A 25,030-nucleotide genomic window follows, 5' to 3' on the forward strand; every position below is an offset into this window, starting at 1 on the left:
TGTCCGGCAGCTGATGCCGCCGCCGCTGCGCTTCGTCGCAGCGCCGCCAGGGTGATCGGCGGTCTTTCTACACTGCAGGCCGCCGTCTCCCGAGGACGGCCAGGAGGCATTCGATGAGAACGAGAACCTGGGTGTCGGCCGCCGTCGTGCTGGCACTCGCCGGTGGCGCTGCCGCCGTCTGGATGAAGGGCGCCGGCAACGGCGCCGCCAAGGAGGCGCCTGCCGGCCCGCCGCCGCTGAAGTTCGTCGCCCGCGAGGTCACCCTGCCGCAGCGCACGACGATGCCCGAGCGCGTGGAGTTTTCCGGCCCGCTGGTCGCGCCTCAGACGGCCATCGTGCGCGCCAAGGCCGCCGGCACGCTGCTGGCGCTGGACGTCGCCGAGGGCAGCCGCGTCAAGGCCGGCCAGGTGCTGGGCCGCATGGACCTGTCCGAGCTGGCCAGCCGCGTCGCCGAGCGCGACGCCCAGCTCGCCGCCGCCAAGGCCACGCTGGTGCAGGCCGAGCGCACGCACGAGTCCAACGAACGGCTGGCGCAGCAGAAGTTCATCTCGCCGATCGCGCTGGAGAACTCGCGTGCCGCGCTGGAGACGGCTCGCGGCGCCTACGACGCCGCCGCCGCGGCGCGCGACACGGTGCGCACGACGATGCGCGAGGCGGCGCTGGTGGCGCCGATCGCGGGCATCGTCGCCAAGCGCCATGTGGTGCCGGGCGAGAAGCTGGCCGAGGAGCAGCAGCTGCTGACGATCGTCGACATCCGCGAGCTCGAGCTCGCCGGCAGCGTCGGCACGCACGAGGTCGGCAAGCTGACGCCTGGCATGACGGCCGAAGTGCGCGTCGAGGGCCTGGCCGAGCCGTTCCGCGGCCGCCTGGCGCGCATCGCCCCGGCGGCCGAGTCCGGCACGCGTTCGATCGGCGTGACGATCGCGCTGGACAACCCCGGCGAGCGCCTGCGCGCCGGCCAGTACGCCGTCGCCGCGGTGACGCTGAAGGACGCCGGCGAACGGCTGACGCTGCCGGTCGACGCGGTCTCGCGTGTCGGTGGCCAGGACCACGTCTGGGTCATCGAGGACGGCGTGCTGGCGCGCCGCGCGGTCAAGCTCGGCCGCCGCGACGACGCGGCCGGCCGCGTCGAGCTGCTGTCGGGCGTGCCCGAGAAGGCCACCGTGCTGGCGCTGCGCTTCGACAACCTGCGCGAGGGCGCCAAGGCGCAGGTCTCGCCGGCCGGCAGCGCCGGGTCGGTGGCGTCCGCGGCGTCGGCGGCCTCGTCACCGCGCGTGGAGTGAAGCATGTGGATCACCCGCGTCTCGATCCGCAACCCCGTCTTCGCGACCATGGTCATGGTCGCGCTGTGCGTGCTGGGCGTCTTTTCCTACATGCGGCTGGGTGTCGAGCAGATGCCCGACATCGCGCTGCCCGGGGCCTACGTCGAGGTGTCGTACCCGGGCGCTTCGCCCGAGGCCGTCGAGCGTGAGATCACCAAGCCGCTGGAGGAGTCGGTCAACGGCATCGCCGGCGTCAAGCGCCTGACCTCGCGCAGCTTCGAGGGCCGCAGCCAGACCAGCATCGAGTTCACGCTGGACACCGACATGGGCCGCGCGATGCAGGACGTGCGCGACCGCGTCGCCGCGGCGCAGGCACGTTTCCCCGACGACGCCAAGCCGCCGCTGATCAACCGCTTCGACAACGAGAACTCGCAGCCGGTCGTCGCGCTGGCGCTGCTGTCGGACACGCGCAGCCAGCGCGAGCTGTCGATCATCGCCGACCAGGTGGTGAGCCGCCGGCTGCAGCGTGTCGACGGTGTCGCCCGCGTCGACGTCAGCGGCCTGGCGCTGCGCGAGGTGCGCATCGACCTCGACCCCGAACGCCTGCGCGCCTACGCGGTGACGCCGGCCGAGGTGGCCAAGGCGCTGGACGAGGCCAATGCCGACGAGCCGGTGGGCCTGCTCAGCAACGAGCGCGCCGACGCCATCCTGCGGGTCGAGGGCCGCGTGCGCGACCCGCGCGAGTTCGAGAACACCATCGTCGCGCACCGCAACGGCCTGCCGCTGCGCCTGGGTGACCTGGGCCGGCTGGTCGAGCGCGAGCGCGAGCCCGACTCGTTCGCCCGGCTCAACGGCCGCACGGCGATCAACTTCAACGTCTTCAAGCAGCAGGACGCGAACATCGTCGCCACCGGCGAGAAGGTCAAGGAGGCGATGGACGAGCTCGGCCGCACGCTGCCGCCGGACACCCAGATCGAGCTCGTCTACGCCGCCAGCGACTGGGTCAAGGGCTCGCTCGTCGGTCTGCGCCACACGCTGATCGAAGGCGCGCTGCTGACGGTGGCCATCGTCTTCCTGTTCCTGCACTCGTGGCGCAGCACGGTCATCACCGGGCTGACGCTGCCGATCGCGGTGATCTCCAGCTTCATCGCCGTGCACGCCTTCGGCTTCACGCTGAACTTCATGACGATGATGGCCTTGTCGCTGTGCATCGGCCTGCTGATCGACGACGCGATCGTCGTGCGCGAGAACATCGTGCGCCACGTGCACATGGGCAAGGACCACTACACCGCCGCCGACGAAGGCACGCGCGAGATCGGCCTGGCGGTGATGGCGACGACCTTCGCGATCTGCGCGGTGTTCGTGCCGGTGGCCTTCATGGGCGGGATCATCGGCAAGTTCTTCTACCCCTTCGGCATCACCGTCGTCGTCGCGGTGCTGGTCAGCCTGTTCGTCAGCTTCACGCTCGACCCGATGCTGTCCAGCGTCTGGCGCGACCCGCCGTCGGCGCGCCTGGCGCGGCTGCCGGTCATCGGCGCGATGCTGCGCGGCGTCGACCGCGGCATGGACGGGCTGCACACGGTCTACGAGCGCCTGATCCGCTGGGCCTTCGGCCCCAAGCGCTGGCGCCTGTTCGGCGTGCCGGCCTTCGCCCGGCCTTTCGGCGCCGACGGCCGGCGCGACCGCAGCCAGCGCCGCCGCTGGCGCTGGGCGACGCTGACGCCGCGCGGCGTCGTGATGGCCACCGGCGGCGCGAGCTTCGTCGCCGCGCTGATGCTGGCGCCGCTGGTCGGCTCGGAGTTCGTGCCGCAGACCGACCAGGGCTTCACGCAGCTGTCGATCCGCATGCCGGTGGGCTCCAGCCTGGAGCGCAGCGACGCCAAGGTGCGCCAGGTCGAGGAGATCGTCGCCTCGTTCCCCGAGGTCAAGAACGTCGCCACCAGCGTCGGCGGCCAGGGGGCGGGGCTTTCGACCGGGCGCAACCAGGCGGTGCTGAACATCGGCCTCGTCGACCGCCGCGAACGTGACCGCACGCAGAAGCAGGTCGAGGACGCGATCCGCGAGCGCATCGCGGCGATCCCGGGCATCGAGACCTCGGTCGGCTTCGACCGCCCGATCTACGTCGCCATCCTCGGCAGCGACCCCGAAGGCCTGGCGCGTGTGGCCAGCGACTTCGCCGAGAAGGTGAAGAAGATCCCCGGCATCGCCGACGTCGAGCTGTCGGTCAAGCCCGGCGTGCCGGCCTATGCGGTGCGGCTGCTGCCGGCGGCGGTGCGCGAGCTCGGCCTGACCGCGCCGCAGCTGGCGTCGAGCCTGCGCGCCTACGTCAACGGCGAGGTCGCGACCTACTGGACGACGCCCGACGGCGAGCAGGTCGAGGTGCTGCTGCGCCTGCCGCAGGACGCGCGCCAGGAGCTCGAGCAGATGCGCAAGCTGCCGGTGGCCTTCGCCAAGGACGGCACGCCGATCCCGCTGGACGCGGTGGCCTCGATCGAGTCGGTGGTCAACCCGGAAGTCATCCGGCGCCAGAACCTGCAGCGCCGCGAGGCGATCTTCGCCGGGGTGCAGGGGCGCCCGGCCGGCGACGTCGGCGCCGACGTGCAGAAGCTGATCGCCGAGACCTCGCTGCCGCCGGGTTTCACCTTCGACGTCGGCGGCCAGACCAAGGACCAGAACGAGGCCTTCACGGCGATGCTCGGCGCGATGGCGCTGGCGGTGATCTTCATCTACATCGTGCTGGCCAGCCAGTTCGGCAGCTTCGTGCAGCCGGTGGCGATCATGGCCTCGCTGCCGCTGTCGCTGATCGGCGTGATGATCGCGCTGCTGGTCTCGGGCTCGACGCTCAACGTCTTCTCGATGATCGGCCTGGTGATGCTGATGGGCCTGGTGACGAAGAACGCGATCCTGCTCGTCGATTTCGCCAACCACGCCCGGCGCGACGGCGCCAGCGTGCCCGAGGCGCTGCTGCAGGCCGGGCTGACGCGCATGCGGCCGATCGTCATGACGACCGCGGCGATGGTCTTCGGCATGCTGCCGCTGGCGATGGCGCTCAACGACGGCGGCGAGATCCAGGCGCCGATGGGCCGCGCGATCATCGGCGGCGTCATCACCTCGACGCTGCTGACGCTGGTCGTCGTGCCGGTGCTCTACAGCTACCTGGTGCGTGATCGCAAGCCGAAACCGGCGCCGGCGGCCGAGCCCGGCGGCGGGGTGCTGCCGGCAGGGGCCAGCGCGGATCGCGACTGAGGCTGCAACGTTGAACGAGAAGGCCGCCCGAGGGCGGCCTTCTTTTTGGGGCCTCGTGGGCGGCGGCACAGGGCGCATGCTCGCCCCGCAACCAGACGACGGGTGTCGTCGAACCGATCAGCTTTCTGCAGAAAGCTACCCGTAACGGGTATGATTTGGAGCCCGCGATGTCCCAGATCTTCAAGCGCAAGGACTTCGCACGATGGCAGGCGGCAGAGAAGCTGCCCGACTCTGCCTTGTGCAAGGCCGTGCAGGAGATGGAAAGCGGACTGATCGACGCCGATCTGGGTGGCGGTCTCTACAAGAAGCGAGTGGCTCGCCAGGGCGCGGGCAAGAGCGGCGGCTGCAGGACGCTGCTGTCGGCCCGGATCGGCGGGCGTTATGTGTTCCTGCACGGCTTTTCCAAGAGCGACAAGGCGAACATCACTCAGGACGAGAAGTCGGCGCTGCGGTTTGCCGGTCGGGTGTTTCTCGAGTTGTCGGCCGAAGCCTTGTCGAAGGCCCTGCGAACGGGCGTGCTGCTGGAGGTGCATGGTGAGCAAGATCGTTGAGTCCCTGCGTGATGACCTGGCGGCGCTCCATGAAGCGGGCGCGATCAGCAAGCTCACGATGCGCGAGTTCGACGCGATCTGTCCTCCGCCCGTCAGGCCTTTCGACGCCGCCGACATCAAGCGCCTGCGTGAAGCCTTGAACGTCAGCCAGCCGGTCTTCGCGCTGCACCTGCACACCACGGCGTCGACGGTGCGCAAGTGGGAACAAGGCGAGACCCGTCCGGCCGGGCCGGCGCTGAAGCTGCTGAACCTCATCGCCGACAAGGGCCTGCAGGCCATCAGCTGACGGCTGCAAGCCGCTGATCGCGGCCGTCCGGACGTGAGCGGCGCTCAGCCGATGCGCTTCTCGCTCGCCGCGTCGAACAGGTGCGCGTGTTCGGCCGCCCAGTGCAGATGCACCGTGCCGCCGACCTGGCCTTCGGCGGTGCCGGGCAGGCGCGCGGTCAGCTTGCCCGCCACGGTGTTGGCGGTCATGTAGGTCTCGGGGCCGGTCGGCTCGACGATGACGAGTTCGCCCGGCAGGCCTTCGGCGCCCAGGCAGACGTTCTCGGGCCGCAGGCCGTAGATGACCTCGCCGCTGCCGCCGGCCAGCGCCTGGCGTTGCGCGGCGCTGAGCGGCAGCGCGTGGCCGGCCGCCGTCAGGCCGCCGTCGGCGCTGCGCTGGGCGAGGATCATGTTCATCGCCGGCGAGCCGATGAATTCGGCGACGAAACGTGTCGCCGGCCGGGTGTAGATCTCGTGCGGCGAACCCAGCTGCTGCACGGCGCCGTCCTTCATCACCGCGATGTGGTCGCCCAGCGTCATCGCCTCGACCTGGTCGTGCGTGACGTAGACCGTCGTCGTGTGCGTGCGCTGGTGCAGCAGCTTGATCTCGGCGCGCATCTCGACGCGCAGCTTGGCGTCCAGGTTGGACAGCGGCTCGTCGAACAGGAACAGCTTGGGGTCGCGCGCCAGCGCGCGCCCCATCGCGACGCGCTGGCGCTGGCCGCCCGACAGCGCGCCGGGCTTGCGGTCGAGCAGGTGGTCGATCTGCAGCATCTTGGCGACACGCTGCACCGCCGCCTCGCGCTCGGCCTTGGGCACCTTGCGCATCTCCAGCGCGAAGGCGATGTTCTGGCGCACGTCCATGTTGGGGTACAGGGCGTAGCTCTGGAACACCATCGCGATGTCGCGGTCCTTGCTGGGCACGTCGGTGACGTCGCGGCCGTCGATGTGGATGCGGCCCGAGCTCGGCGCGTCCAGGCCGGCGATCATGTTCAGCAGCGTGCTCTTGCCGCAGCCCGAGGGGCCCACGAGGATCAGGAAGTCGCCGGCCTCGACCTCGATGTCGATGCCTTTCAGGATCTCGGTCTTGCCGAAGGCCTTGCGCACGGAGCGGATGGACAGGGCTCCCATGGTTCAGCCTTTCACCGCGCCGGCCGTCAGGCCGCGCACGAAGTACTTGCCGGCGACGACGTAGACGAAGAGGGTGGGGAGCGCCGCGATCAGTGCCGCGGCCATGTCGACGTTGTATTCCTTCACGCTGCTGGAGGTGTTGGCGAGGTTGTTGAGACCGACGGTCACGGGTTTGCTGTCGGCGCCGGAGAAGACGACGCCGTAGAGGAAGTCGTTCCAGATGTTGGTGAACTGCCAGATCAGCGTCACGACGAGGATCGGCGTGGACAGCGGCAGCACGATGCGCGTGAAGATCTTCCAGAAGCCGGCGCCGTCCAGCATCGCGGCCTTGATCAGCTCGTCGGGCAGGCCGACGTAGTAGTTGCGGAAGAAGAGCGTCGTGCTCGGGATGCCGGCGACGACGTGCACCAGGATCAGCCCCCAGATCGAGCTGGCGATGCCCAGCCAGCCGAGCACCTGGCTCATCGGCAGCAGCACCACCTGCATCGGCATGAAGACGCCGAACAGCATCAGCGCGAACATCGTCTCGCTGCCGCGGAAGCGCCACTTCGACAGCACGTAGCCGTTGATCGAGCCGATCGCCGTCGACACCAGCACCGCCGGCACGACCATCAGCACCGAGTTCATGAAGAAGGGCTTCAGGCCGCCGCAGTCGGTGCCTGTGCAGGCGCTGCTCCAGGCCCGCGCCCAGGCGTCGAGGCTGGGGCTCGTGGGCAGCGACAGCAGGCTGCCGGCACGCACCTGGTCCATGTCCTTCAGCGACGTGGTGACCATCACGTACAGCGGCGTCAGGAACCAGGCCGCGAACAGCAGCAGGGCAGCCCACAGCAGGGCGCGTTGCAGGACGTGGCGGCTCATCGTTTGGCCCTCAGTTCGCTGTAGAGATAGGGCACGACGATCGCAGCCACGGTGGCCAGCATCACCGTCGCGCTGGCCGCGCCCAGGCCGATCTGGCCGCGCGAGAAGGCCATCGCGTACATGAAGGTCGCCGGCAGGTCGGTGGCGTAGCCGGGGCCGCCGGCGGTCAGCGCCATCACGAGGTCGAAGCTCTTGATCGCCAGGTGGCTGACGACCATCAGCGTGCTGAAGAACACGGGCCTGAGCGTCGGGATGACGATGCGCCAGTAGATCAGCGGCAGGCTCGCACCGTCGACCTGCGCGGCCTTGATGACCGAGTCGTCGATGCCGCGCAGCCCGGCCAGGAACAGCGCCATGACGAAGCCCGCGCTCTGCCAGACGCCGGCGATCGCGACGCAGTAGATCGCCTTCTCCGGGTCGACCAGCCAGCCGAAGCTGAAGCTCTCGAAGCCCCATTGCTGGACCACGTGCTCCAGCCCCAGGCCGGGGTTCAGGATCCACTTCCAGGCCGTGCCGGTGACGATGAACGAGATCGCCATCGGGTACAGGTAGATCGTGCGCAGCAGGCCCTCGGCGCGGATCTTCTGGTCCAGCAGGATGGCCAGCAGCAGGCCCAGGGCCATCGAGCCGCCGATGAACAGCGTGCCGAAGATGCCCATGTTGACGAGCGCGACGTGGAAGCGCTCGTTGTCGAACAGGCGCACGTACTGCTCCAGCCCGACGAACTCGTAGTTGGGCAGCAGGCGCGAGGCCGACAGCGACAGGTAGCCGTTCCAGGCGATCAGCCCGTAGATGAACAGGAACGACAGGACGAAGGACGGCGCGACGACCAGCTTGGGCAGCCAGCGTGCGCCCGCGGGCGATGAAGACGGCATGGAGGCGGCACGGCAGACGCGCCGCGTCCCGCTGGCGGGGAACGCGGCGCGTCGGTTCTACGGCGGGTTTACTGCGCCTTCGCGGCGTTGGCGATGCGCGTCATCGCGTCCTTGGCGCTCATCTTGTCGCTGTTCCAGAACTGGCTGACGACGTCCTTGATCGCGCCTTCGATGGCCGGGGCGACGGCCATGCCGTGGGCGATCGACGGCACCAGGCCGCCGTTCTTCGACGTCGCGACGAAGTCCTTGGCCGACAGCCTGGCGCAGTCGTCGAACTTGTCCATGTTCATGCCCAGGCGCACCGGGATCGAGCCCTTGTTGAGGTTGAACACCTGCTGGAAGTCCGGCGACATGATGGCCGCGGCCAGCGCCTTCTGGGCCTTGGTGTTCTCGGCGTTCTTCAGCTTGAACATCGCGAACGAGTCGATGTTGAAGGTGAAGGCCTGCGCCGTGCCCGGGGCCGGGGCGCAGACGAAGTCCTTGCCCGGCAGCTTGCCGGCGGCGACGAACTCGCCCTTGGCCCAGTCGCCCATCAGCTGCATGCCGGCTTCGCCCTTGATGACCATCGCGGTCGCGAGGTTCCAGTCGCGGCCGGGGGCGTTGCGGTCGGTGTAGCCCTTCACGCGCTTGAAGGTCGTGAGCACCTTCTCCATCGTCGGGCTGTTCAGCGTCGCCGGGTCGAGCTGCACCAGGGCCTTGCGGTAGAACTCGGTGCCGCCGACACCCAGCGCCACGCTCTCGAAGGTGGTGAAGTCCTGCCAGTTCTGGCCGCCGTGCGCGACGGGGATGATGCCGGCCTTCTTCAGCGCCTCGGCGGCGACGAAGAACTCGTCCCAGGTCGTCGGCACCTTGGCGCCGGCCTTCTTGAAGGCTTCCGGGTTGGCCCACAGCCAGTTCACGCGGTGCACGTTCACCGGTGCGGCGATGTAGTTGCCCTTGTACTTCATCACGTCGGCCACCGCCTTGGGCAGCACGGCGTCACAGTTCTCGGCCTTGGCGACGTCGTCGATGTTGGCGAGCACGCCTTCGGCGGCCCATTCCTGCAGCGCCGGGCCCTTGATCTGCGCCGCGGCCGGGGCGTTGCCCGAGACCACACGCGACTTCAGCACCGTCATCGCCGAGTCGCCGCCGCCACCGGCGACCGCGAAGTCCTTCCAGGTGTGGCCCTTGGCCTGCATCGTGGCCTTCAGGGCTGCCGCGGCCTTGGCCTCGCCGCCGCTGGTCCACCAGTGCAGGACCTCGACTTCGCCGGCCTGGGCCATGCCACAGGCGGCCAGTGCGGCGGCGGCCGCCAGGGTGCGGATGGGGGTGTTCTTCATGTCCGTCTACCTCGTGTGCGCCGCTCGTGGCGGCTGTCGTTCGTGGTGGGTCGTGCGAGGTGCCGGGTGCCACGCGCAGTGTCGCCCGGGCCTCGCCGCGACGAGGATGCGCCGCTACGTGGGCCAGATCAAGGGCCGTAACCCCGTGGAATCCGATGAAAGCGCGCGTTGAGGGGCGGGCGCAACGTCGGCCCCCCTGCGCTTGACTCGGGCTGCGGCCTCGCGCTTGGCGGACCGCAGCGGCCTCAGCATTCGACGATGTTCACCGCCAGGCCGCCGCGGGCCGTCTCCTTGTACCTGGTCAGCATGTCGGCGCCGGTCTCGCGCATCGTCTTGATGACCTGGTCCAGGCTGACCTTGTGCGTGCCGTCGCCGCGCAGCGCGATGCGTGCGGCGTTGATCGCCTTCACCGCGCCCATCGCGTTGCGTTCGATGCAGGGGATCTGCACCAGGCCGCCGACCGGGTCGCAGGTCAGGCCCAGGTGGTGCTCCATGCCGATCTCGGCGGCGTTCTCGGCCTGCGCCGGGCTGCCTCCGAGCACCGCGCACAAGGCGCCGGCGGCCATCGAGCAGGCGACGCCGACCTCGCCCTGGCAGCCGACCTCGGCGCCGGAGATGCTGGCGTTCTCCTTGTAGAGCAGGCCGATGGCGCCGGCCGTCAGCAGGAAGTCGACGACACCGCGTTCGCTGGCGCCGGGCACGAAGCGTTGGTAGTAGTGCAGCACCGCGGGCACGATGCCGGCGGCGCCGTTGGTCGGCGCGGTGACGACCCGGCCGCCGGCGGCGTTCTCCTCGTTGGCGGCGAGCGCGAAGAGGTTGACCCAGTCGAGCACCGCCAGCGGGTCGGCCGGCGTGCCGTCGGGCGCCTGCGCCTGCAGCGCCTCGGCCAGGTCGGGGGCACGCCGCTGCACCTTGAAGCCGCCGGGCAGCGTGCCGCGGGTGCGCATGCCGCGCGCCACGCACTGCTGCATCACCTGCCAGATCGCCAGCAGGCCGGCGTCGATCTCGGCGTCGCTGCGCCAGTGGCGCTCGTTGCGGCGCATCACGCCGGCGATGTCGCAGCCCAGCTCGGTGCTCAGCGCCAGCAATTCGGCGCCGGTGTGGAACGGGTGCGGCAGCACGGTCGTGTCGGGCGCGATCACCGGGTGCCGGCTGCCGTCGGCCGCGACCTCGTCGCTGACGACGAAACCGCCGCCCACCGAGTAGTAGCGGCGTTCGGCTAGCAGCGCGCCGGCGGCGTCCCAGGCCGCGAAGGCCATGCCGTTGGCGTGGAACGGCAGGGTCTCGCGGCGGTGGAACTTCAGGTCGCGCGTTTCGACGAAGTCCACCGCCTGGCGGCCCAGCAGCGCGAGGCGGGCGCTGGCGCGGATCGCGGCCAGCAGCGCCGGCACCTCGTCGATCGGCACCGTGTCGGGCTCGTGGCCGGCCAGGCCCAGCAGCACCGCGGTGTCGCTGCCGTGGCCCTTGCCGGTGGCGCCCAGCGAGCCGTAGAGCCGGGCGCCGACACGCGCCGTGCGCTCCAGCAGGCCGTCGTGCGCCAGCCGCGAGACGAACAGCCGCGCGGCGCGCATCGGGCCGACGGTGTGGCTGCTGCTCGGCCCGATGCCGATCTTGAAGAGGTCGAAGACGGAAACGGCCATCGTGACCTCCAACGATGGCGGGCGCGGCGCCGGCCGCGCCCGCGGGCTCAGGCGTAGTCGGCCATCGGCGGGCAGCTGCAGCTGAGGTTGCGGTCACCCCAGACGTTGTCCACGCGGCCCACCGGCGACCAGTACTTGTGGCGGCGCAGCGCCGGCACCGGGTAGGCGGCTTCCTCGCGGCCGTAGGCGTGCGGCCACTCGGCCGCGAGCAGCGCCTCGGCGGTGTGCGGGGCGTGCTTCAGCGGGTTGTCCTCGCGCGACCAGGCGCCGGACTCGACCTTCGCGATCTCGGCGCGGATGGCGATCATCGCGTCGCAGAAGCGGTCCAGCTCGACCAGCGGCTCGCTCTCGGTCGGCTCGACCATCAGCGTGCCGGGCACCGGGAAACTCAGCGTCGGGGCGTGAAAACCGTAGTCGATCAAGCGCTTGGCGACGTCCTCGGCGCTGATGCCGCTGGTCTCCTTCAGCGGCCGCAGGTCGAGGATGCACTCGTGCGCGACACCGCCGCCGGCGATGCCGTCGATGCCGCCGCTGTAGTGGATGTCGTAGTAAGGCGCCAGCCGCGCGGCGATGTAGTTGGCGCTGAGGATCGCGGTCTCGGTGGCCTGGCGCAGGCCGTCGGCGCCCATCATGCGCACGTACATCCAGCTGATCGGCAGCACGCCCGCGTTGCCCAGCGGCGCGGCGCTGACGGCGCCCACCGGCGCGGCGGCGTCGCCGTGGCCGGGCAGGAAGGGCACGAGGTCGGCGACGACGCAGACCGGGCCGACGCCCGGGCCGCCGCCACCGTGCGGGATGCAGAAGGTCTTGTGCAGGTTCAGGTGGCTGACGTCGCCGCCGAACTCGCCCGGCGCCGCCAGGCCGACGAGCGCGTTCATGTTCGCGCCGTCGACGTAGACCCGGCCGCCGTGGCGGTGCACGATCTCGCACAGCTGCTTGACGCCCGGCTCGAAGACACCGTAGGTCGACGGGTAGGTGATCATCACGCAGGCCAGGCGTTCGGCGTGCTGGACGCACTTGGCCTCCAGGTCGGCGAGGTCGACGTTGCCGTTGGCGTCGCACTTGACGACGACGACCGAGAGACCGGCCATCTGCGCGCTCGCCGGGTTGGTGCCGTGCGCCGACTCGGGGATCAGGCAGAGGTCGCGCTTCGCGTCGCCGCGCGAGGCGTGCCAGCCGCGGATCGCCAGCAGGCCGGCGTACTCGCCCTGCGAGCCGGCGTTGGGCTGCAGGCTGATGCCGGCGTAGCCGGTGGCTTCGGCCAGCCAGGCGCAGAGCTGGTCGTTCATCTCCCAGACGCCGGCCAGCTGGTCGCGCGGCGCGAACGGGTGCAGGTTGGCGAACTCCGGCCAGGTGATGGGGATCATCTCGCTGGTCGCGTTGAGCTTCATCGTGCACGAGCCCAGCGGGATCATCGTGCGGTCGAGCGCCAGGTCCTGGTCGGACAGGCGGCGCAGGTAGCGCAGCATCTCGGTCTCGCTGTGGTGCGAGTTGAAGACCGGGTGCGTCAGGAAGGCGCTGCTGCGGCGCAGCGCCTCGGGCAGCAGCGGCTCGACGCCACGCTCGTATTCGTCGATCGACGGCAGCGTCGCGCCGTCGGGCGCGAACCAGCGCCAGAGGTCGGCGATGTCGGCGCGGCTCGTCGTCTCGTCCAGCGCTGCGGCGACACGCGTCGCCGACAGCCGGCGCAGGTTGGCGCCGTCGGCCAGCGCACGCGCCACCACCGCGTCGGCACGCGCGCCGAGCTCGACGGCGACGGTGTCGAAGCCGGCTTCGGTCAGCACCTCCAGGCCCATCGCACGCAGGCCGGCGGCCAGCGCCGCGGCGTAGGCGGCGACACGCTGGGCGATGCGCTTGAGCCCAGCGGGGCCGTGGTAGACGGCGTACATCGACGCCAGCACCGCCGGCAGCACCTGGGCGGTGCAGATGTTGGACGTCGCCTTCTCGCGGCGGATGTGCTGCTCGCGCGTCTGCAGCGCCAGGCGGTAGGCCGGGCGGCCGTGCACGTCGACGCTGACGCCGACGAGGCGGCCCGGCATCGCGCGCTTGTACTCGTCGCGGCAGGCCAGGTAGGCGGCGTGCGGGCCGCCGGCGGCCATCGGCACGCCGAAACGCTGCGTCGTGCCGACGGCGATGTCGGCACCGAACTCGCCCGGCGGCACGAGCAGCGTCAGCGCCAGCAGGTCGGCGGCGACGACGAAGGCCGCCTGCTTCGCATGCACCGCGTCGGCCAGCGTGCGCAGGTCGTGCACCGTGCCGTCGGTGGCCGGGTATTGCGCGACGACGGCGAAATACTCGCCGTCGTCGGCGAGCGTGGCGAAGGGCCGCACGTCGACCGCCAGCCCCAGCGGCTCGGCGCGCGTGCGCAGCACCTCGATCGTCTGCGGGTGGCAGTCGTCGGCGACGCGGATCGTGTCCGACTTGGCGCGCACGCTGCGCCGGGCCAGCGTCATCGCCTCGGCGACGGCGGTGGCCTCGTCGAGCATCGAGGCGTTGGCGATCGCCATGCCGGTCAGCTCGGCGATCATGGTCTGGAAGTTGACCAGCGCCTGAAGCCGCCCCTGCGAGATCTCGGCCTGGTAAGGCGTGTAGGCCGTGTACCAGGCGGGGTTCTCGAGCACGTTGCGCAGCACCACCGTCGGCGTGCGCGTGCCGTGGTAGCCCTGGCCGATGAAGCTGCGCAGCGTGCGGTTCTTCGCCGCGATCGCACGCAGCTCGGCCAGCGCCTGGTGCTCGGGCACCGGCGCCGGCAGCTGCATCGGCTGCGGCCGGGCGATGGTGCGCGGCACCACCGCCTCGATCAGCGCCTGCCGCGAGGCGGCGCCGATCACCGACAGCATCTGCCGTTCCTCGGCTTCGTTGGGCCCGAGGTGGCGGGCGGCGAACTCGTCGTGGTGCTCGAGCTCGGCGAGCGTGGGAAGGGCGGACATCAGCATGGGCGGCGGACGGCTGGAGGGGGTGGGGTCAGAGCGTCTTCAGCAACGCGTCGTAGGCGGGCGGGTCCATCAGCTGGTCGAACTCGGCCATGTCGGCGACACGGACCTTGAAGAACCAGCCGTTGCCCATCGGGTCGCTGTTGGCCAGCGCCGGCTCGTCGCGCAGCGCTTCGTTGACCTCGACGATCTCGCCGCTGACCGGCATGTAGAGGTCGGCGGCGGCCTTCACCGACTCGACGACGCCGGCCACCTCGCCCTTCTTGAACGTGCGGCCGACCTCGGGCAGCTCGACGAAGACGACATCACCGAGCGCGTCCTGCGCGTGCGGCGTGATGCCGACGACCGCGGCCTCGTGGTCTTCGATGTTGATCCATTCGTGGTCGGGGGTGAACATGGTGGTCATCGGCTTCTCCTGAAGATTTCAACCGCGGTGGTAGCGGTGGGGTTGGAACGGCATCGGGGTCACGCGCATCGGCAGGCGTTTGCCTCGCACCTCGGCGTAGACCTCGTGTTCGGGGGCGGCATGGTCCTGCGGCAGGTAGGCCATCGCGATCGGACGGTCGACCCCGGGCGCCAGCGTACCGCTGGTCACGCGTCCCAGCGCATGGCCGTGCGCATCGACGATGGCCGTGCCCTCGCGCACCGGCACACGTTCCAGGCCGACGAGGCCGACGCGCTTGCGCATCGCGCCGCCGGCCAGGTGGCGTTCGACGGCCGCCGCGCCGGGGTAGCCGCCTTCGCGTGCACCGCCCGGGCGGCGCACCTTCTGGATCGCCCAGGTCAGGCTGGCTTCGACCGGCGAGGTGTTCTCGTCGATGTCGTGGCCGTACAGGCACAGCCCCGCTTCCAGGCGCAGCGTGTCGCGTGCGCCCAGGCCGGCGGGCTTGACCTCGGGCAGCGCCAGCAGCGCCGAAGCCAGCGCCTCGGCCCGTTCGGCCGGCACCGAGATCTCGAAGCCGTCTTCGCCGGTGTAGCCCGAGCGCGTGACGAAGCAGGGCGCGTCGGCCAGTTCGAAGACGCCGCCGGTCATGAACACGAGGTCCTTCACGCCCGGGTTCAGCCGCGCCAGCGCGTCGGCGGCCAGCGGGCCCTGCAGCGCCAGCAGCGCGCGCTCGGGCATGCCGACGACGGTGCAGCGGTGGCCGATGTTCGTCTGCAGATGGCGCAGGTCGGCGTCCTTGCAGCCGGCGTTGACGACGAGGAACAGGTCGCCGAAGCCGGTGCCCGGCGCGGGGCGCGAGATCATCAGGTCGTCGAGCAGGCCGCCGTGCTCGTTGGTGAAGAAGGCGTAGCGCTGGCGGCCGACGGCGAGGTCGACGACGTCCACCGGCACCAGCGTCTCCAGCGCGGCTGCGGCGTCGGCGCCCGACAGCCGCACCTGGCCCATGTGCGAGACGTCGAACAGCGCCGCGGCGTTGCGGCACTGGCGGTGTTCGGCGATCAGGCCGTCGCGGTATTGCACCGGCATCGCGTAGCCGGCGAACGGCACCAAACGCGCACCGAGGCTCAGGTGCAGGTCGTGCAGGGGCGTCTTCAGAAGGTCGCTCACAGCGGACTCCATCGAGGGCATCGTCTTCGGATCGCCGGCTGTCGCCGACGCACGTGCCCCCGCTGTCCGCTTTACCTGAGAGATTCGGAAGCCACCCCGGCGGTGGTCCTTGCCCCTTCGGTGGGCCGCCTGTCGCGGCGGCCTCTCTCCAGTGAGGTGGAAAGCCAGTCCTTTTGCCTGAGCGTTCGGGCTGGACCCTGCGCCTTCGGCGGCCCGCTCGAGGCGGGCTCTCTCCTGACGGCGCGCAGTGTATCAGCGCCCATCCGGCGCCGCGCACCCGCCGCAGACGAGGGGCCGAGGCAGCCTGGTGTCAGCCGCTTGCATAACATTCGCCGCGCACCGACAGGAGGCCGGATGAGCATCTACGAGCAGCACCTGGACCGCAACGCGGCCAACCACGTGGCGCTGTCGCCGACGAGTTTCGTCGAGCGCAGCGCCGAGGTCTTCGGCGACCTGCCGGCCGTGATCCACGGCACGCGGCGCTACACCTGGGCCCAGGTGCGCGAGCGCAGCGCCCGGCTCGCGGCGGCGCTGCGCTCGCTGGGCGTCGGCCGCGGCACGACGGTCAGCGTGATGCTGCCCAACACGCCGGAGATGGTCGAGGCGCACTACGCGGTGCCGGCGGTCAACGCCGTGCTCAACACGCTGAACACGCGGCTGGACGCGCCGCTGCTGGCCTGGCAGATGAACCACTGCGAGACCGCGGTGCTGATCACCGACCGCGAGTTCGGCCCGCTGATGGCCGACGCGCTGGCGCGGCTGAAGGCCGAACACGGCCGCGAGCCGGTCGTCATCGACGTCTGCGACAGCGAGTACACCGGCCGCGGCGACCGCGTCGGCACGCTGGAGTACGAGGCGCTGCTGGCCGCGCACGCGCCGCTGGCGCGCCTGGAAGGCCCGGCCGACGAGTGGGACGCGATCGCCGTCAGCTACACCAGCGGCACGACGGGCGACCCCAAGGGTGTCGTCACCCACCACCGCGGCGCCTACCTGAACGCGGTCGGCAACGCGGCGACCTGGACCATGCCGCACTTCCCGAAGTACCTGTGGACGCTGCCGATGTTCCACTGCAACGGCTGGTGCTTCCCGTGGACCGTGGCGATGCTCGGCGGCACGCACGTCTGCCTGCGTCGTGTCGAGCCGAAAGCGATCCTCGACGCGATGCGCGAGCACGGCGTCGACCACTACTGCGCCGCGCCGATCGTGCACGGGCTGATCATCAACGCGCCGGCCGAATGGCGCGAGGGCATCACGCAGCAGGTGCGCGGCATGGTCGCCGGCGCCGCGCCGCCGGCGGCGATGATCGAAGGCATGGCGAAGATCGGCTTCGACATCACCCACGTCTACGGCCTGACCGAGGTCTACGGCCCGGCCGCGGTGGCCGTCAAACGCCCGGCCTGGAGCGAGGCCGACCTGTCCGAGCAGACGCGGCTCAACGGCCGCCAGGGCGTGCGCTACGCGCTGCAGGAAGGCATGACGGTGCTCGACCCGGAGACGATGGCCGAGGTGCCGGCCGACGGCCAGACGATGGGCGAGATCATGTTCCGCGGCAACATCGTCATGAAGGGCTACCTGAAGAACCCGTCGGCGACCGCCAAGGCCTTCGCCGGCGGCTGGTTCCACACCGGCGACCTGGCGGTCATCGAGCCCGACCGCTACGTGAAGATCCGCGACCGCAGCAAGGACATCATCATCTCCGGCGGCGAGAACATCAGCTCGCTGGAGGTCGAGGACGCGCTGTACCGCCACCCCGCGGTGCTGGCCTGCGCGGTGGTCGCCAAGCCCGACCCGAAGTGGGGCGAGACGCCGGTGGCCTACGTCGAGCTGAAGCTGGGCGTCGACGTCACGGCCGACGAGCTGATCGCCCACTGCAAGCGTGTGCTCGCCGGCGACAAGGTGCCCAAGGAGATCCGCTTCGAGACGATCCCGAAGACCAGCACCGGCAAGATCCAGAAGTTCCAGTTGCGCCAGCGGGCCAGGAGCTCGTCGGCGATCGAATGAGTCGTTCCTCTCCCTCTCCCGCTTGCGGGAGAGGGTTGGGGTGAGGGTGGCGGCAGACCCCGGCCCTCACCCCCCGCCCTCTCCCGCCGTCGCGGGAGAGGGAGCCTGACCAGGAGATGTCGATGACCGAAGAACCGCTGCTGCGGCACGAGAAGGACGAGCGCGGCGTCGTCACGCTGACGCTGGACCGGCCGCAGGCCTTCAACTCGCTGTCCGAGGCGATGATCGCGGCGCTGCAGGCCTCGCTGGAACGTGTCGCCGAGGACACGACGGCGCGTGTGGTCGTCATCGCCGCCGCCGGCCGCGCCTTCTGCGCCGGCCACGACCTGAAGGAGATGCGCGCCGAGCCGTCGCTGGCCTACTACGAGCGCCTGTTCGCGGCCTGCGCACGCATGATGCTGACGATCCAGAAGCTGCCGGTGCCGGTCGTCGCGCGGGTGCACGGCATCGCCACCGCAGCCGGCTGCCAGCTGGTCGCGATGTGCGACCTGGCGGTCGCCTCGCGCGACGCGAAGTTCGCCGTCAGCGGCGTCAACCTGGGCCTGTTCTGCGCGACGCCCAGCGTCGCGCTGGCGCGCAACCTGCCGCGCAAGGCGGCTTTCGAGATGCTCGTCACCGGCGAGTTCATCGGTGCCGACGAAGCCTGCGCCAAGGGTCTGGTCAACCGCGTCGCCGCGCCGGAAGCACTGGATGCCGAGGTCGAGCGCCTGGTCGCCGCCATCGTCGCCAAGCCGCAGGTCGCGATCGCCGCCGGCAAGGCGCTGTTCTATCGTCAGGTCGAGACCGGCATCGCCGCGGCCTACGAAGACGCCGGCCGCACGATGGCCTGCAACATGATGGACCCGGCCGCACTCGAAGGCGTGCAGGCCTTCATCGACAAACGCAAGCCCTCCTGGGCTCTTGGAGAACGATGAGACGAATGCTGTTTTCGGCGGCCTGTGCCGCCGCCGCGCTGGTGCTGGCCGGCTGTGCCAGCGCACCGGCCACCGAGGCGACGGTCGCGCCCAACGCCAACCTCGTGGTGCAGGGCATCCCGCCGATCCCGCAGTCGCTGGCCGAGCGTGTGCAGCGCTACAACGACTTCCGCGGCCACGGCTTCGCCGACTGGCATCCGACGCGGCGCGAGATGCTGGTGCTGCACCGCGCCGAGACCGACGCCACGGCCCAGCTCTGGCGTGCCGCCGCCCCCGGCGCCGCGCTCGAACGTCTGACCGCCGAGCCCGACCCTGTGGCCGAAGCCAGCTGGGAGCCGCGTGAAGGCCGCTACATCGTCTTCGCGCGCGGCCGCGGCGGCAACGAAGCGACGCAGCTCTACCGCCTGGACCCGGCAACGCGCCAGGCGACGCTGCTGACCGACCCCGACCAGCGCCACGATCCCATCGGCTGGCTGCATGGCGCGTCCAAGCTGGTTTACGGCGCGGTGCCGCTGGACCGCACCGCCGACGGCGGCAAACGTGCGGCGATCGACACGACGCTGTGGCTGATGGACCCGCTCTCGCCCGAGGGCCGGCGCCAGATCGCCGTGCTGCCCGGCGCCGGCTGGTTCGGCGGCGCGATCTCGCACGACGACCGCACGCTGGCGATCACACGCTATGTCTCGGCCACCGAGTCCGAAGCCTGGCTCGTCGACCTCGCCAGCGGCGAACGCCGGCGTGTGCTGCCGGCGCCCGGCGAGACGCTGAAAGCCTCGCACTTCCCGGTCGCCTTCCGGCCCGACGGCTCGGGGCTGCTGTTCCTCAGCGACCGCGCCGGCGAGTTCCGCGAGCTGATGCTGCTGTCGCTGGCCGACGGCCGCATCACGCGGCTCACGTCGCAGATCCCCTGGGACGTCAGCGGCGTCGCACCGAGCGAGGACGGGCGCTGGATCGCCTTCCAGGCCAACGTCGAGGGCCGCGACGAGCTGCGCCTGCTCGACGGCCGCACGCTGAAGGAGCTGGCGCTGCCGCCGCTGCCCGCCGGCAGCATCGGCAGCGCGGCCTTCGACCGCCGCGGCGACGAGCTGGCGTTCTCGACCAACAGCGCGCAAGGCCCGAGCCGGCTGCATTCGCTGCGCCTGGCCGGCGGCGCGGTCGCCGACTGGACCACGCCCCATGTGCCGCCGGGCCTGGACGTGTCGCGCTTCGGCGAGGCCGAGATCGTGCGCTGGACGAGCTTTGACGGCCGCACGATCTCCGGCCTGCTGCACCGCCCGCCGGCGCGGTTCACCGGCCCGCGCCCGGTGCTGATCCAGATCCACGGCGGCCCCGAGGGCCAGGCCACCGTCGGCTTCATGGGCCGTTACAACTACCTGCTGCAGGAGCTGGGCGTCGCCATCGTGCAGCCCAACGTGCGCGGCTCGTCGGGTTTCGGCAAGACCTTCCTGTCGCTGGACGACGGCTACAAGCGCGAGGACTCGGTGAAGGACATCGGCGCGCTGCTGGACTGGATCGCCACGCAGCCGGGGCTGGACGCCTCGCGTGTGCTGGTCGCCGGCGGCAGCTACGGCGGCTACATGACGCTGGCCAGCGCGGTGCATTACGCCGACCGCATCGCCGGCGCGGTCGACGACGTCGGCATCTCGCACTTCGTGACCTTCCTGCAGAACACCGAGAGCTACCGCCGCGACCTGCGCCGCGCCGAGTACGGCGACGAGCGCGACCCGGCGATGCGCGCCTTCCTCGACCGCATCTCGCCGCTGACCAACGCGGCGAAGATCCGCAAGCCGCTGTTCGTCGTCCAGGGCCTCAACGACCCGCGTGTGCCCTACACCGAGGCCGAGCAGATCGTCGCCCAGGTGCGCGCCAACGGCACGCCGGTCTGGTACCTGCGCGCCGAGAACGAAGGCCACGGTTTCCAGCGCAAGGAGAACGCCGACTGGCGCTTCTACGCCTTCGTGCGCTTCGCCGAGCAGGTGCTGCTGGCGCGCTGAGCCGGGCGGCGCCCCAACGAAAAACGGCGGGCCCAGGCCCGCCGTTCTTCATGCCGCGTGCGGCTTCACATGCCGGCGTAGTTCGGCCCGCCGCCGCCTTCGGGCGTGACCCAGACGATGTTCTGCGTCGGGTCCTTGATGTCGCAGGTCTTGCAGTGCACGCAGTTCTGGGCGTTGATCTGCAGGCGCTCGCCGCCGTCGGCCGCGGCGACGAACTCGTAGACGCCGGCCGGGCAGTAGCGGCTCTCGGGGCCGGCGTAGCGCGCCAGGTTCACCGCCACCGGCACCGACGCATCCTTCAGCGTCAGGTGCGCCGGCTGGTTCTCCTCGTGGTTGGTGTTGCTGAGGAACACCGAACTCAGGCGGTCGAAGGTCAGCTGGCCGTCGGGCTTGGGGTAGGCGATCGGCTCGACCTGGCTGGCCGCGTGCAGCCGCACGTGGTCCGGCGCGTGGCGGTGGATCGTCCACGGCGGGCTCTTCATGCCCAGCTTGGGCAGCAGCCACTGCTCGATGCCGGTCATCAGCGTGCCGACCGTGTTGCCCTTCTTGAACCAGGTCTTGAAGTTGCGGCTGGCGTCCAGCTCCTCGTGGAGCCAGCTGGTGCGGAAGGCCTGCGGATAGGCCTCGAGCTCGTCACCGGCGCGGCCGGCGGCGATGGCCGCGGCGGCGGCCTCGGCGGCCAGCATGCCGGTCTTGATCGCGGCGTGGCTGCCCTTGATGCGCGCGGCGTTCAGCGTGCCGGCTTCGCAGCCGACCAGCGCACCGCCCGGGAACACCAGCTTGGGCACCGACAGCAGGCCGCCGGCGGTGATCGCGCGGGCGCCGTAGCCGACCCGCTTGCCGCCTTCGAGGTGGCGCCGGATCGCCGGGTGCGTCTTCCAGCGCTGCATCTCCTCGAACGGGCTGATCCAGGGGTTCTGGTAGTCCAGGCCGACGACGTAGCCCAGCGCGACCTGGTTGCCTTCCATGTGGTACAGGAAGCCGCCGCCGTAGGTCTGCTCGTCGACTGGCCAGCCGGCGCTGTGCAGCACCAGGCCGGGCCTGGCGACCGACTCGGGCACTTCCCACAGCTCCTTGATGCCGATGGCGTAGGTCTGCGGGTCGCGGCCCTTGTCCAGCTCGAAGCGGCTGATCAGCTGACGGCCCAGGTGGCCGCGTGCGCCTTCGGCGAAGATCGTGTACTTGCCCAGCAGCTCCATGCCGAGCTGGAAGCCGTCGTGCGGCTGGCCGTCCTTGCCGACACCCATGTTGCCGGTGGCGACGCCACGAACGTGACCGTCCTCGCCGTACAGCACTTCGGCCGCGGCGAAGCCGGGGAAGATCTCGACGCCCAGCTCCTCGGCCTGCGCGGCCATCCAGCGGGTCACCGCGCCCAGGCTGATGATGTAGTTGCCGTGGTTGTGCAGGCAGCCCGGGATCAGCCACGACGGCGCCTCGTGGTGGCTGCCGTTGGCGTTGAGGAACAGCACCTCGTCCTCGGCGCAGGGCTGGTTCAGCGGCGCACCGCGTTCCTTCCAGTCCGGGATCAGCTCGGTCAGCGCACGCGGGTCCATCACCGCGCCGGACAGCACGTGCGCGCCCGGTTCGCTGCCCTTCTCGAGCACGACGACCGAGAGCTCGGGGTTCAGCTGCTTGAGGCGGATCGCCGCCGCGAGCCCGCCCGGGCCGGCCCCGACGACGACGACGTCGTACTCCATCGCCTCGCGCGGACCGTACTGCTCGAGGATTTCTTCTGAGCGCATCTTGACCTTTGTCTCCTGGGTGAGGCCGCGCGCATTCTATAAGTCCGGGCCCCGAAAAACGAACGGTCGTTCTATTTTGAGGTCGCGAAAGGGACAATGCGCCCGGCCACCTCGTCGGCGAGCGCGAGGCACGCGGTAAGCCCGGGCGACTCGATGCCGAAGAGCTGCACGACGCCCGGCACGCCGTGCTCGGCCGGGCCGGCGATGACGAAGTCGGCCGCCGGCTCGCCGGGGCCCGAGATCTTGGGCCGGATGCCGCTGTAGGCCGGCTGCAGCGCACTGGCCGGCAGGCCCGGCCAGTAGCGCCGGATGTCGGCCTCGAAGCCGGCCCGGCGCGCGGGGTCGACGGCGTAGTCCAGTGGGGCACCGGGCGCCAGCCATTCGACATCGGGGCCGAAACGCGCCTGGCCGCCCAGGTCCAGCGTCAGGTGCACGCCCAGGCCGCCGTCGACCGGCGTCGGGTAGACGAGGCGCGAGAACGGCGCCCGCCCGGCGAGCGAGAAGTAGTGGCCCTTGGCGCGCCAGGTCGGCGGAATCGCCGCCGGCGGGAAGCCCTGCATCGCGTGCGCGACCTGCTGGGCGTCCAGCGCCGCGGCGTTGACGATCCAGCGTGTCGCCAGCTCGAAGGGCTCGTCGCCGCCGGTGCCGACGATCCAGCCGTCGCCGTCGCGGCGCGCGCTGGCGAACGGCGAGCGCAGCGCCAGCATCGCGCCGGCGTTCTCGGCGTCGCCCAGCAGCGCGGTCATCAGCCCGTGGCTGTCGACGATGCCCGACGACGGCGACCACAGCGCGCCGGCGCAGGCCAGTGCCGGCTCCATCGCCATCGCCTCGGCGGCCGACAGGCGTTGCAGGTCGGCGACGCCGGCGGCGCGGCCGCGGGCCTCGATCGTGTCGAGCTTGGGCAGGTCGGCCGCGGTCGTCGCGACGACCAGCTTGCCGCAGCGGCGCGCGTCGACGCCGCGTTCGGCGCAATAGGCGTAGAGCCGCTCGCGGCCTGCCACGCACAACCGTGCCTTCAGGCTGCCGGCGGGGTAGTAGAGCCCGGCGTGCACGACCTCGCTGTTGCGCGACGAGACGCCGCTGCCGATCGCGCCCTCGCGCTCGAGGATCAGCACCTCCGACCCGGCGCACGCCAGCGCGCGCGCCACCGCGAGGCCGACGACCCCGGCCCCGACGACGACGACTTCGACACGGTCCATGGGCCGATTGTCGGCCACGGCTTCGGTGCTATCGTGCCCGCGCCCCGACAGACCGAACCAGGACTCCACCGATGAGCTACCAGATCGACCTTTCCGGCCGCGTCGCCTTCGTCACCGGCGCCTCCAGCGGCCTGGGCGCGAGCTTCGCGAAGACGCTGGCACGAGCCGGTGCCGGCGTCGTGCTCGCCGCGCGCCGCGTCGAACGCCTGAAGACCCTGCGTGCCGAGATCGAGGCCGAAGGCGGCGACGCCCACGTCGTCACGCTCGACGTCACCGACCCGGCGAGCATCGCCTCGGCCGTGGCCCATGCCGAGACCGAGATGGGTGTCATCGACATCCTGGTCAACAACTCCGGCGTCAGCACGACGCAGAAGCTGGTCGACGTCACGCCCGAGGACTACGACTACGTGATGGACACCAACACCCGCGGCGCCTTCTTCGTCGCCCAGGCGGTGGCCAAACGCATGATCGCGCGCAGCCGCGGCCAGGCGCCGGGCACCTACACCGGCGGGCGCATCGTCAACGTGGCGTCGATGGCCGGGCTGCGTGTGCTGGGCCAGATCGGCGTCTACGCGATGAGCAAGGCGGCGGTGATCCACATGACACGCGCGATGGCGCTGGAATGGGGCCGCCACGGCATCAACGTCAACGCCATCTGCCCGGGTTACATCGACACCGAGATCAACCACCACCACTGGCAGACCGAGGCCGGGCGCAAGCTGGTCGACATGCTGCCGCGCAAGCGTGTCGGCAAACCCGAGGACCTGGACGCCGTGCTGATGATGCTCTGCGCCAACGAGAGCCACTTCGTCAACGGCGCGGTGATCTCCGCCGACGACGGCTTCGGCGTCTGAGGGGCGTGCAGCATGCGTGACCTGACCCCGCTCGAAGCGCGTGTGCTCGGTGTGCTCGTCGAGAAGCAGCACACCGTGCCCGACACCTATCCGCTGTCGCTGAACGCGCTGGTCGCAGGCTGCAACCAGAAGACCGCGCGCCAGCCGGTGATGGAAGCCGCCGACGCCGACGTGCTGGCGGCGCTGGAAGGGCTGAAGTCGCTGGCGCTCGTCAACGAGGTCAGCGGCAGCCGCGTCGTGCGTTTCGACCACAACGCCGCGCGCGGCCTCGGCGTGCCGGGTGCGGCCGTCGCGCTGCTGGCGGTGCTGATGCTGCGCGGCCCGCAGACCGCGGCCGAGCTGCGCCTGAACAGCGAGCGCCTGCACCGTTTCGCCGACATCTCTTCGGTCGAAGGTTTCCTGGAGGAACTGGCCGAGAAGCAGCCGCCCAAGGTCGTCAAGCTGGCGCGTGCGCCGGGCGAACGCGAGTCGCGCTGGGCGCATCGGCTGTGCGGCGAGGTCGCGCAGCCGGTCTGGCCTGCCGGCGCCGCGGCGCTGCCGGCCGAAGCGGTGTCGGCCGGCGAGCTGTCGGCGCTGAAGGCCGAGCAGGCCCGGCTGGCGGCCGAGGTCGCCGACCTGCGTGTGCTGGTCGAGCGGCTGGCGCGCGAGCTGGGCGTGTCGGCCACCGATTGAACCCCGCGCCCGGCCGCGGGCAG

Annotated in this window: 19 protein-coding genes and 1 riboswitch; of the genes, 9 read left to right on the plus strand and 10 right to left on the minus strand. The window is 70.9% G+C overall.

Annotated features, from left to right (window positions below):
* The first annotated feature begins 113 nt into the window (after nt 1-113).
* From LOC65_RS04750 to LOC65_RS04765, 4 genes are all read left to right on the plus strand, one after another.
* The gene (locus LOC65_RS04750; protein WP_230246793.1) at nt 114-1,283 is read left to right on the plus strand and encodes an efflux RND transporter periplasmic adaptor subunit; all 1,170 of its coding nucleotides are present in this window, start codon (nt 114-116) and stop codon (nt 1,281-1,283) included.
* 3 nt (nt 1,284-1,286) lie between these two features.
* Entirely contained in the window at nt 1,287-4,508 is a 3,222-nt protein-coding gene (locus tag LOC65_RS04755; protein ID WP_164962714.1) for an efflux RND transporter permease subunit, read from the plus strand.
* 167 nt (nt 4,509-4,675) lie between these two features.
* Nucleotides 4,676-5,059: a type II toxin-antitoxin system RelE/ParE family toxin gene (locus tag LOC65_RS04760; RefSeq protein WP_164962713.1), complete on the plus strand. Its 384-nt coding sequence runs from the start codon at nt 4,676-4,678 to the stop codon at nt 5,057-5,059.
* On the plus strand, nt 5,043-5,345 hold the full coding sequence (locus LOC65_RS04765; protein ID WP_230246794.1) for a DNA-binding transcriptional regulator: 303 nt from the start codon (nt 5,043-5,045) through the stop codon (nt 5,343-5,345). The genes LOC65_RS04760 and LOC65_RS04765 overlap by 17 nt, the downstream gene beginning before the upstream one ends.
* A 44-nt stretch (nt 5,346-5,389) precedes the next feature.
* On the opposite strand, the gene LOC65_RS04770 is transcribed toward LOC65_RS04765, so the two are convergent.
* The 8 genes from LOC65_RS04770 to gcvT all read right to left on the minus strand — a co-directional run bounded on the left by LOC65_RS04770 (nt 5,390) and on the right by gcvT (nt 15,643).
* On the minus strand, nt 5,390-6,454 hold the full coding sequence (locus tag LOC65_RS04770; RefSeq protein WP_230246795.1) for an ABC transporter ATP-binding protein: 1,065 nt from the start codon (nt 6,452-6,454) through the stop codon (nt 5,390-5,392).
* Between the two features lie 3 nt (nt 6,455-6,457).
* On the minus strand, nt 6,458-7,312 hold the full coding sequence (locus tag LOC65_RS04775; RefSeq protein ID WP_230246796.1) for a carbohydrate ABC transporter permease: 855 nt from the start codon (nt 7,310-7,312) through the stop codon (nt 6,458-6,460).
* Entirely contained in the window at nt 7,309-8,187 is an 879-nt protein-coding gene (locus tag LOC65_RS04780; protein ID WP_164962709.1) for a carbohydrate ABC transporter permease, read from the minus strand. The genes LOC65_RS04775 and LOC65_RS04780 overlap by 4 nt, the downstream gene beginning before the upstream one ends.
* 68 nt (nt 8,188-8,255) lie before the next feature.
* Complete coding sequence (locus LOC65_RS04785; protein ID WP_230246797.1) at nt 8,256-9,506, minus strand: ABC transporter substrate-binding protein; 1,251 nt, start codon at nt 9,504-9,506, stop codon at nt 8,256-8,258.
* Between the two features lie 245 nt (nt 9,507-9,751).
* A complete protein-coding gene (locus LOC65_RS04790; RefSeq protein WP_230246798.1) occupies nt 9,752-11,146 on the minus strand; it encodes an L-serine ammonia-lyase in 1,395 nt (464 codons plus the stop codon).
* A gap of 47 nt (nt 11,147-11,193) precedes the next feature.
* Entirely contained in the window at nt 11,194-14,082 is a 2,889-nt protein-coding gene (gene gcvP, locus LOC65_RS04795) for an aminomethyl-transferring glycine dehydrogenase (protein WP_230246799.1), read from the minus strand.
* Between the two features lie 28 nt (nt 14,083-14,110).
* On the minus strand, nt 14,111-14,485 hold the full coding sequence (gene gcvH / locus LOC65_RS04800; protein ID WP_009857791.1) for a glycine cleavage system protein GcvH: 375 nt from the start codon (nt 14,483-14,485) through the stop codon (nt 14,111-14,113).
* Nucleotides 14,486-14,503: 18 nt separating this feature from the next.
* Complete coding sequence (gene gcvT / locus LOC65_RS04805; RefSeq protein WP_230246800.1) at nt 14,504-15,643, minus strand: glycine cleavage system aminomethyltransferase GcvT; 1,140 nt, start codon at nt 15,641-15,643, stop codon at nt 14,504-14,506.
* A gap of 40 nt (nt 15,644-15,683) precedes the next feature.
* Nucleotides 15,684-15,793: riboswitch (glycine riboswitch) on the minus strand.
* 192 nt (nt 15,794-15,985) lie between these two features.
* Between gcvT and LOC65_RS04810 the strand changes: the two genes are divergently transcribed.
* From LOC65_RS04810 to LOC65_RS04820, 3 genes are all read left to right on the plus strand, one after another.
* On the plus strand, nt 15,986-17,632 hold the full coding sequence (locus tag LOC65_RS04810; protein WP_230246801.1) for an acyl-CoA synthetase: 1,647 nt from the start codon (nt 15,986-15,988) through the stop codon (nt 17,630-17,632).
* Between the two features lie 116 nt (nt 17,633-17,748).
* Nucleotides 17,749-18,546 carry an enoyl-CoA hydratase gene (locus LOC65_RS04815; RefSeq protein ID WP_230246802.1) on the plus strand — a complete coding sequence of 266 codons (798 nt, stop codon included), beginning with the start codon at nt 17,749-17,751 and terminating at the stop codon, nt 18,544-18,546.
* A 5-nt stretch (nt 18,547-18,551) separates the two neighbouring features.
* Complete coding sequence (locus tag LOC65_RS04820) at nt 18,552-20,540, plus strand: prolyl oligopeptidase family serine peptidase (protein WP_230246803.1); 1,989 nt, start codon at nt 18,552-18,554, stop codon at nt 20,538-20,540.
* A gap of 65 nt (nt 20,541-20,605) precedes the next feature.
* Here the strand turns inward: LOC65_RS04820 and LOC65_RS04825 are convergent, their stop codons facing one another.
* Nucleotides 20,606-22,282 carry an electron transfer flavoprotein-ubiquinone oxidoreductase gene (locus tag LOC65_RS04825; RefSeq protein WP_230246804.1) on the minus strand — a complete coding sequence of 559 codons (1,677 nt, stop codon included), beginning with the start codon at nt 22,280-22,282 and terminating at the stop codon, nt 20,606-20,608.
* Nucleotides 22,283-22,353: 71 nt separating this feature from the next.
* Complete coding sequence (locus LOC65_RS04830; RefSeq protein ID WP_405048239.1) at nt 22,354-23,532, minus strand: NAD(P)/FAD-dependent oxidoreductase; 1,179 nt, start codon at nt 23,530-23,532, stop codon at nt 22,354-22,356.
* Nucleotides 23,533-23,552: 20 nt separating this feature from the next.
* On the opposite strand from LOC65_RS04830, the gene LOC65_RS04835 reads away from it, so the two are divergent.
* Together LOC65_RS04835 and LOC65_RS04840 are read left to right on the plus strand one after the other, a co-directional pair.
* Complete coding sequence (locus tag LOC65_RS04835; protein ID WP_009857846.1) at nt 23,553-24,335, plus strand: SDR family oxidoreductase; 783 nt, start codon at nt 23,553-23,555, stop codon at nt 24,333-24,335.
* 12 nt (nt 24,336-24,347) lie between these two features.
* Nucleotides 24,348-25,007 carry a YceH family protein gene (locus LOC65_RS04840; protein ID WP_230246806.1) on the plus strand — a complete coding sequence of 220 codons (660 nt, stop codon included), beginning with the start codon at nt 24,348-24,350 and terminating at the stop codon, nt 25,005-25,007.
* Nucleotides 25,008-25,030: the final 23 nt, after the last annotated feature.

The organism is Rubrivivax sp. JA1055, from assembly GCF_020966565.1.
Lineage (GTDB): Bacteria > Pseudomonadota > Gammaproteobacteria > Burkholderiales > Burkholderiaceae_C > Rubrivivax > Rubrivivax benzoatilyticus.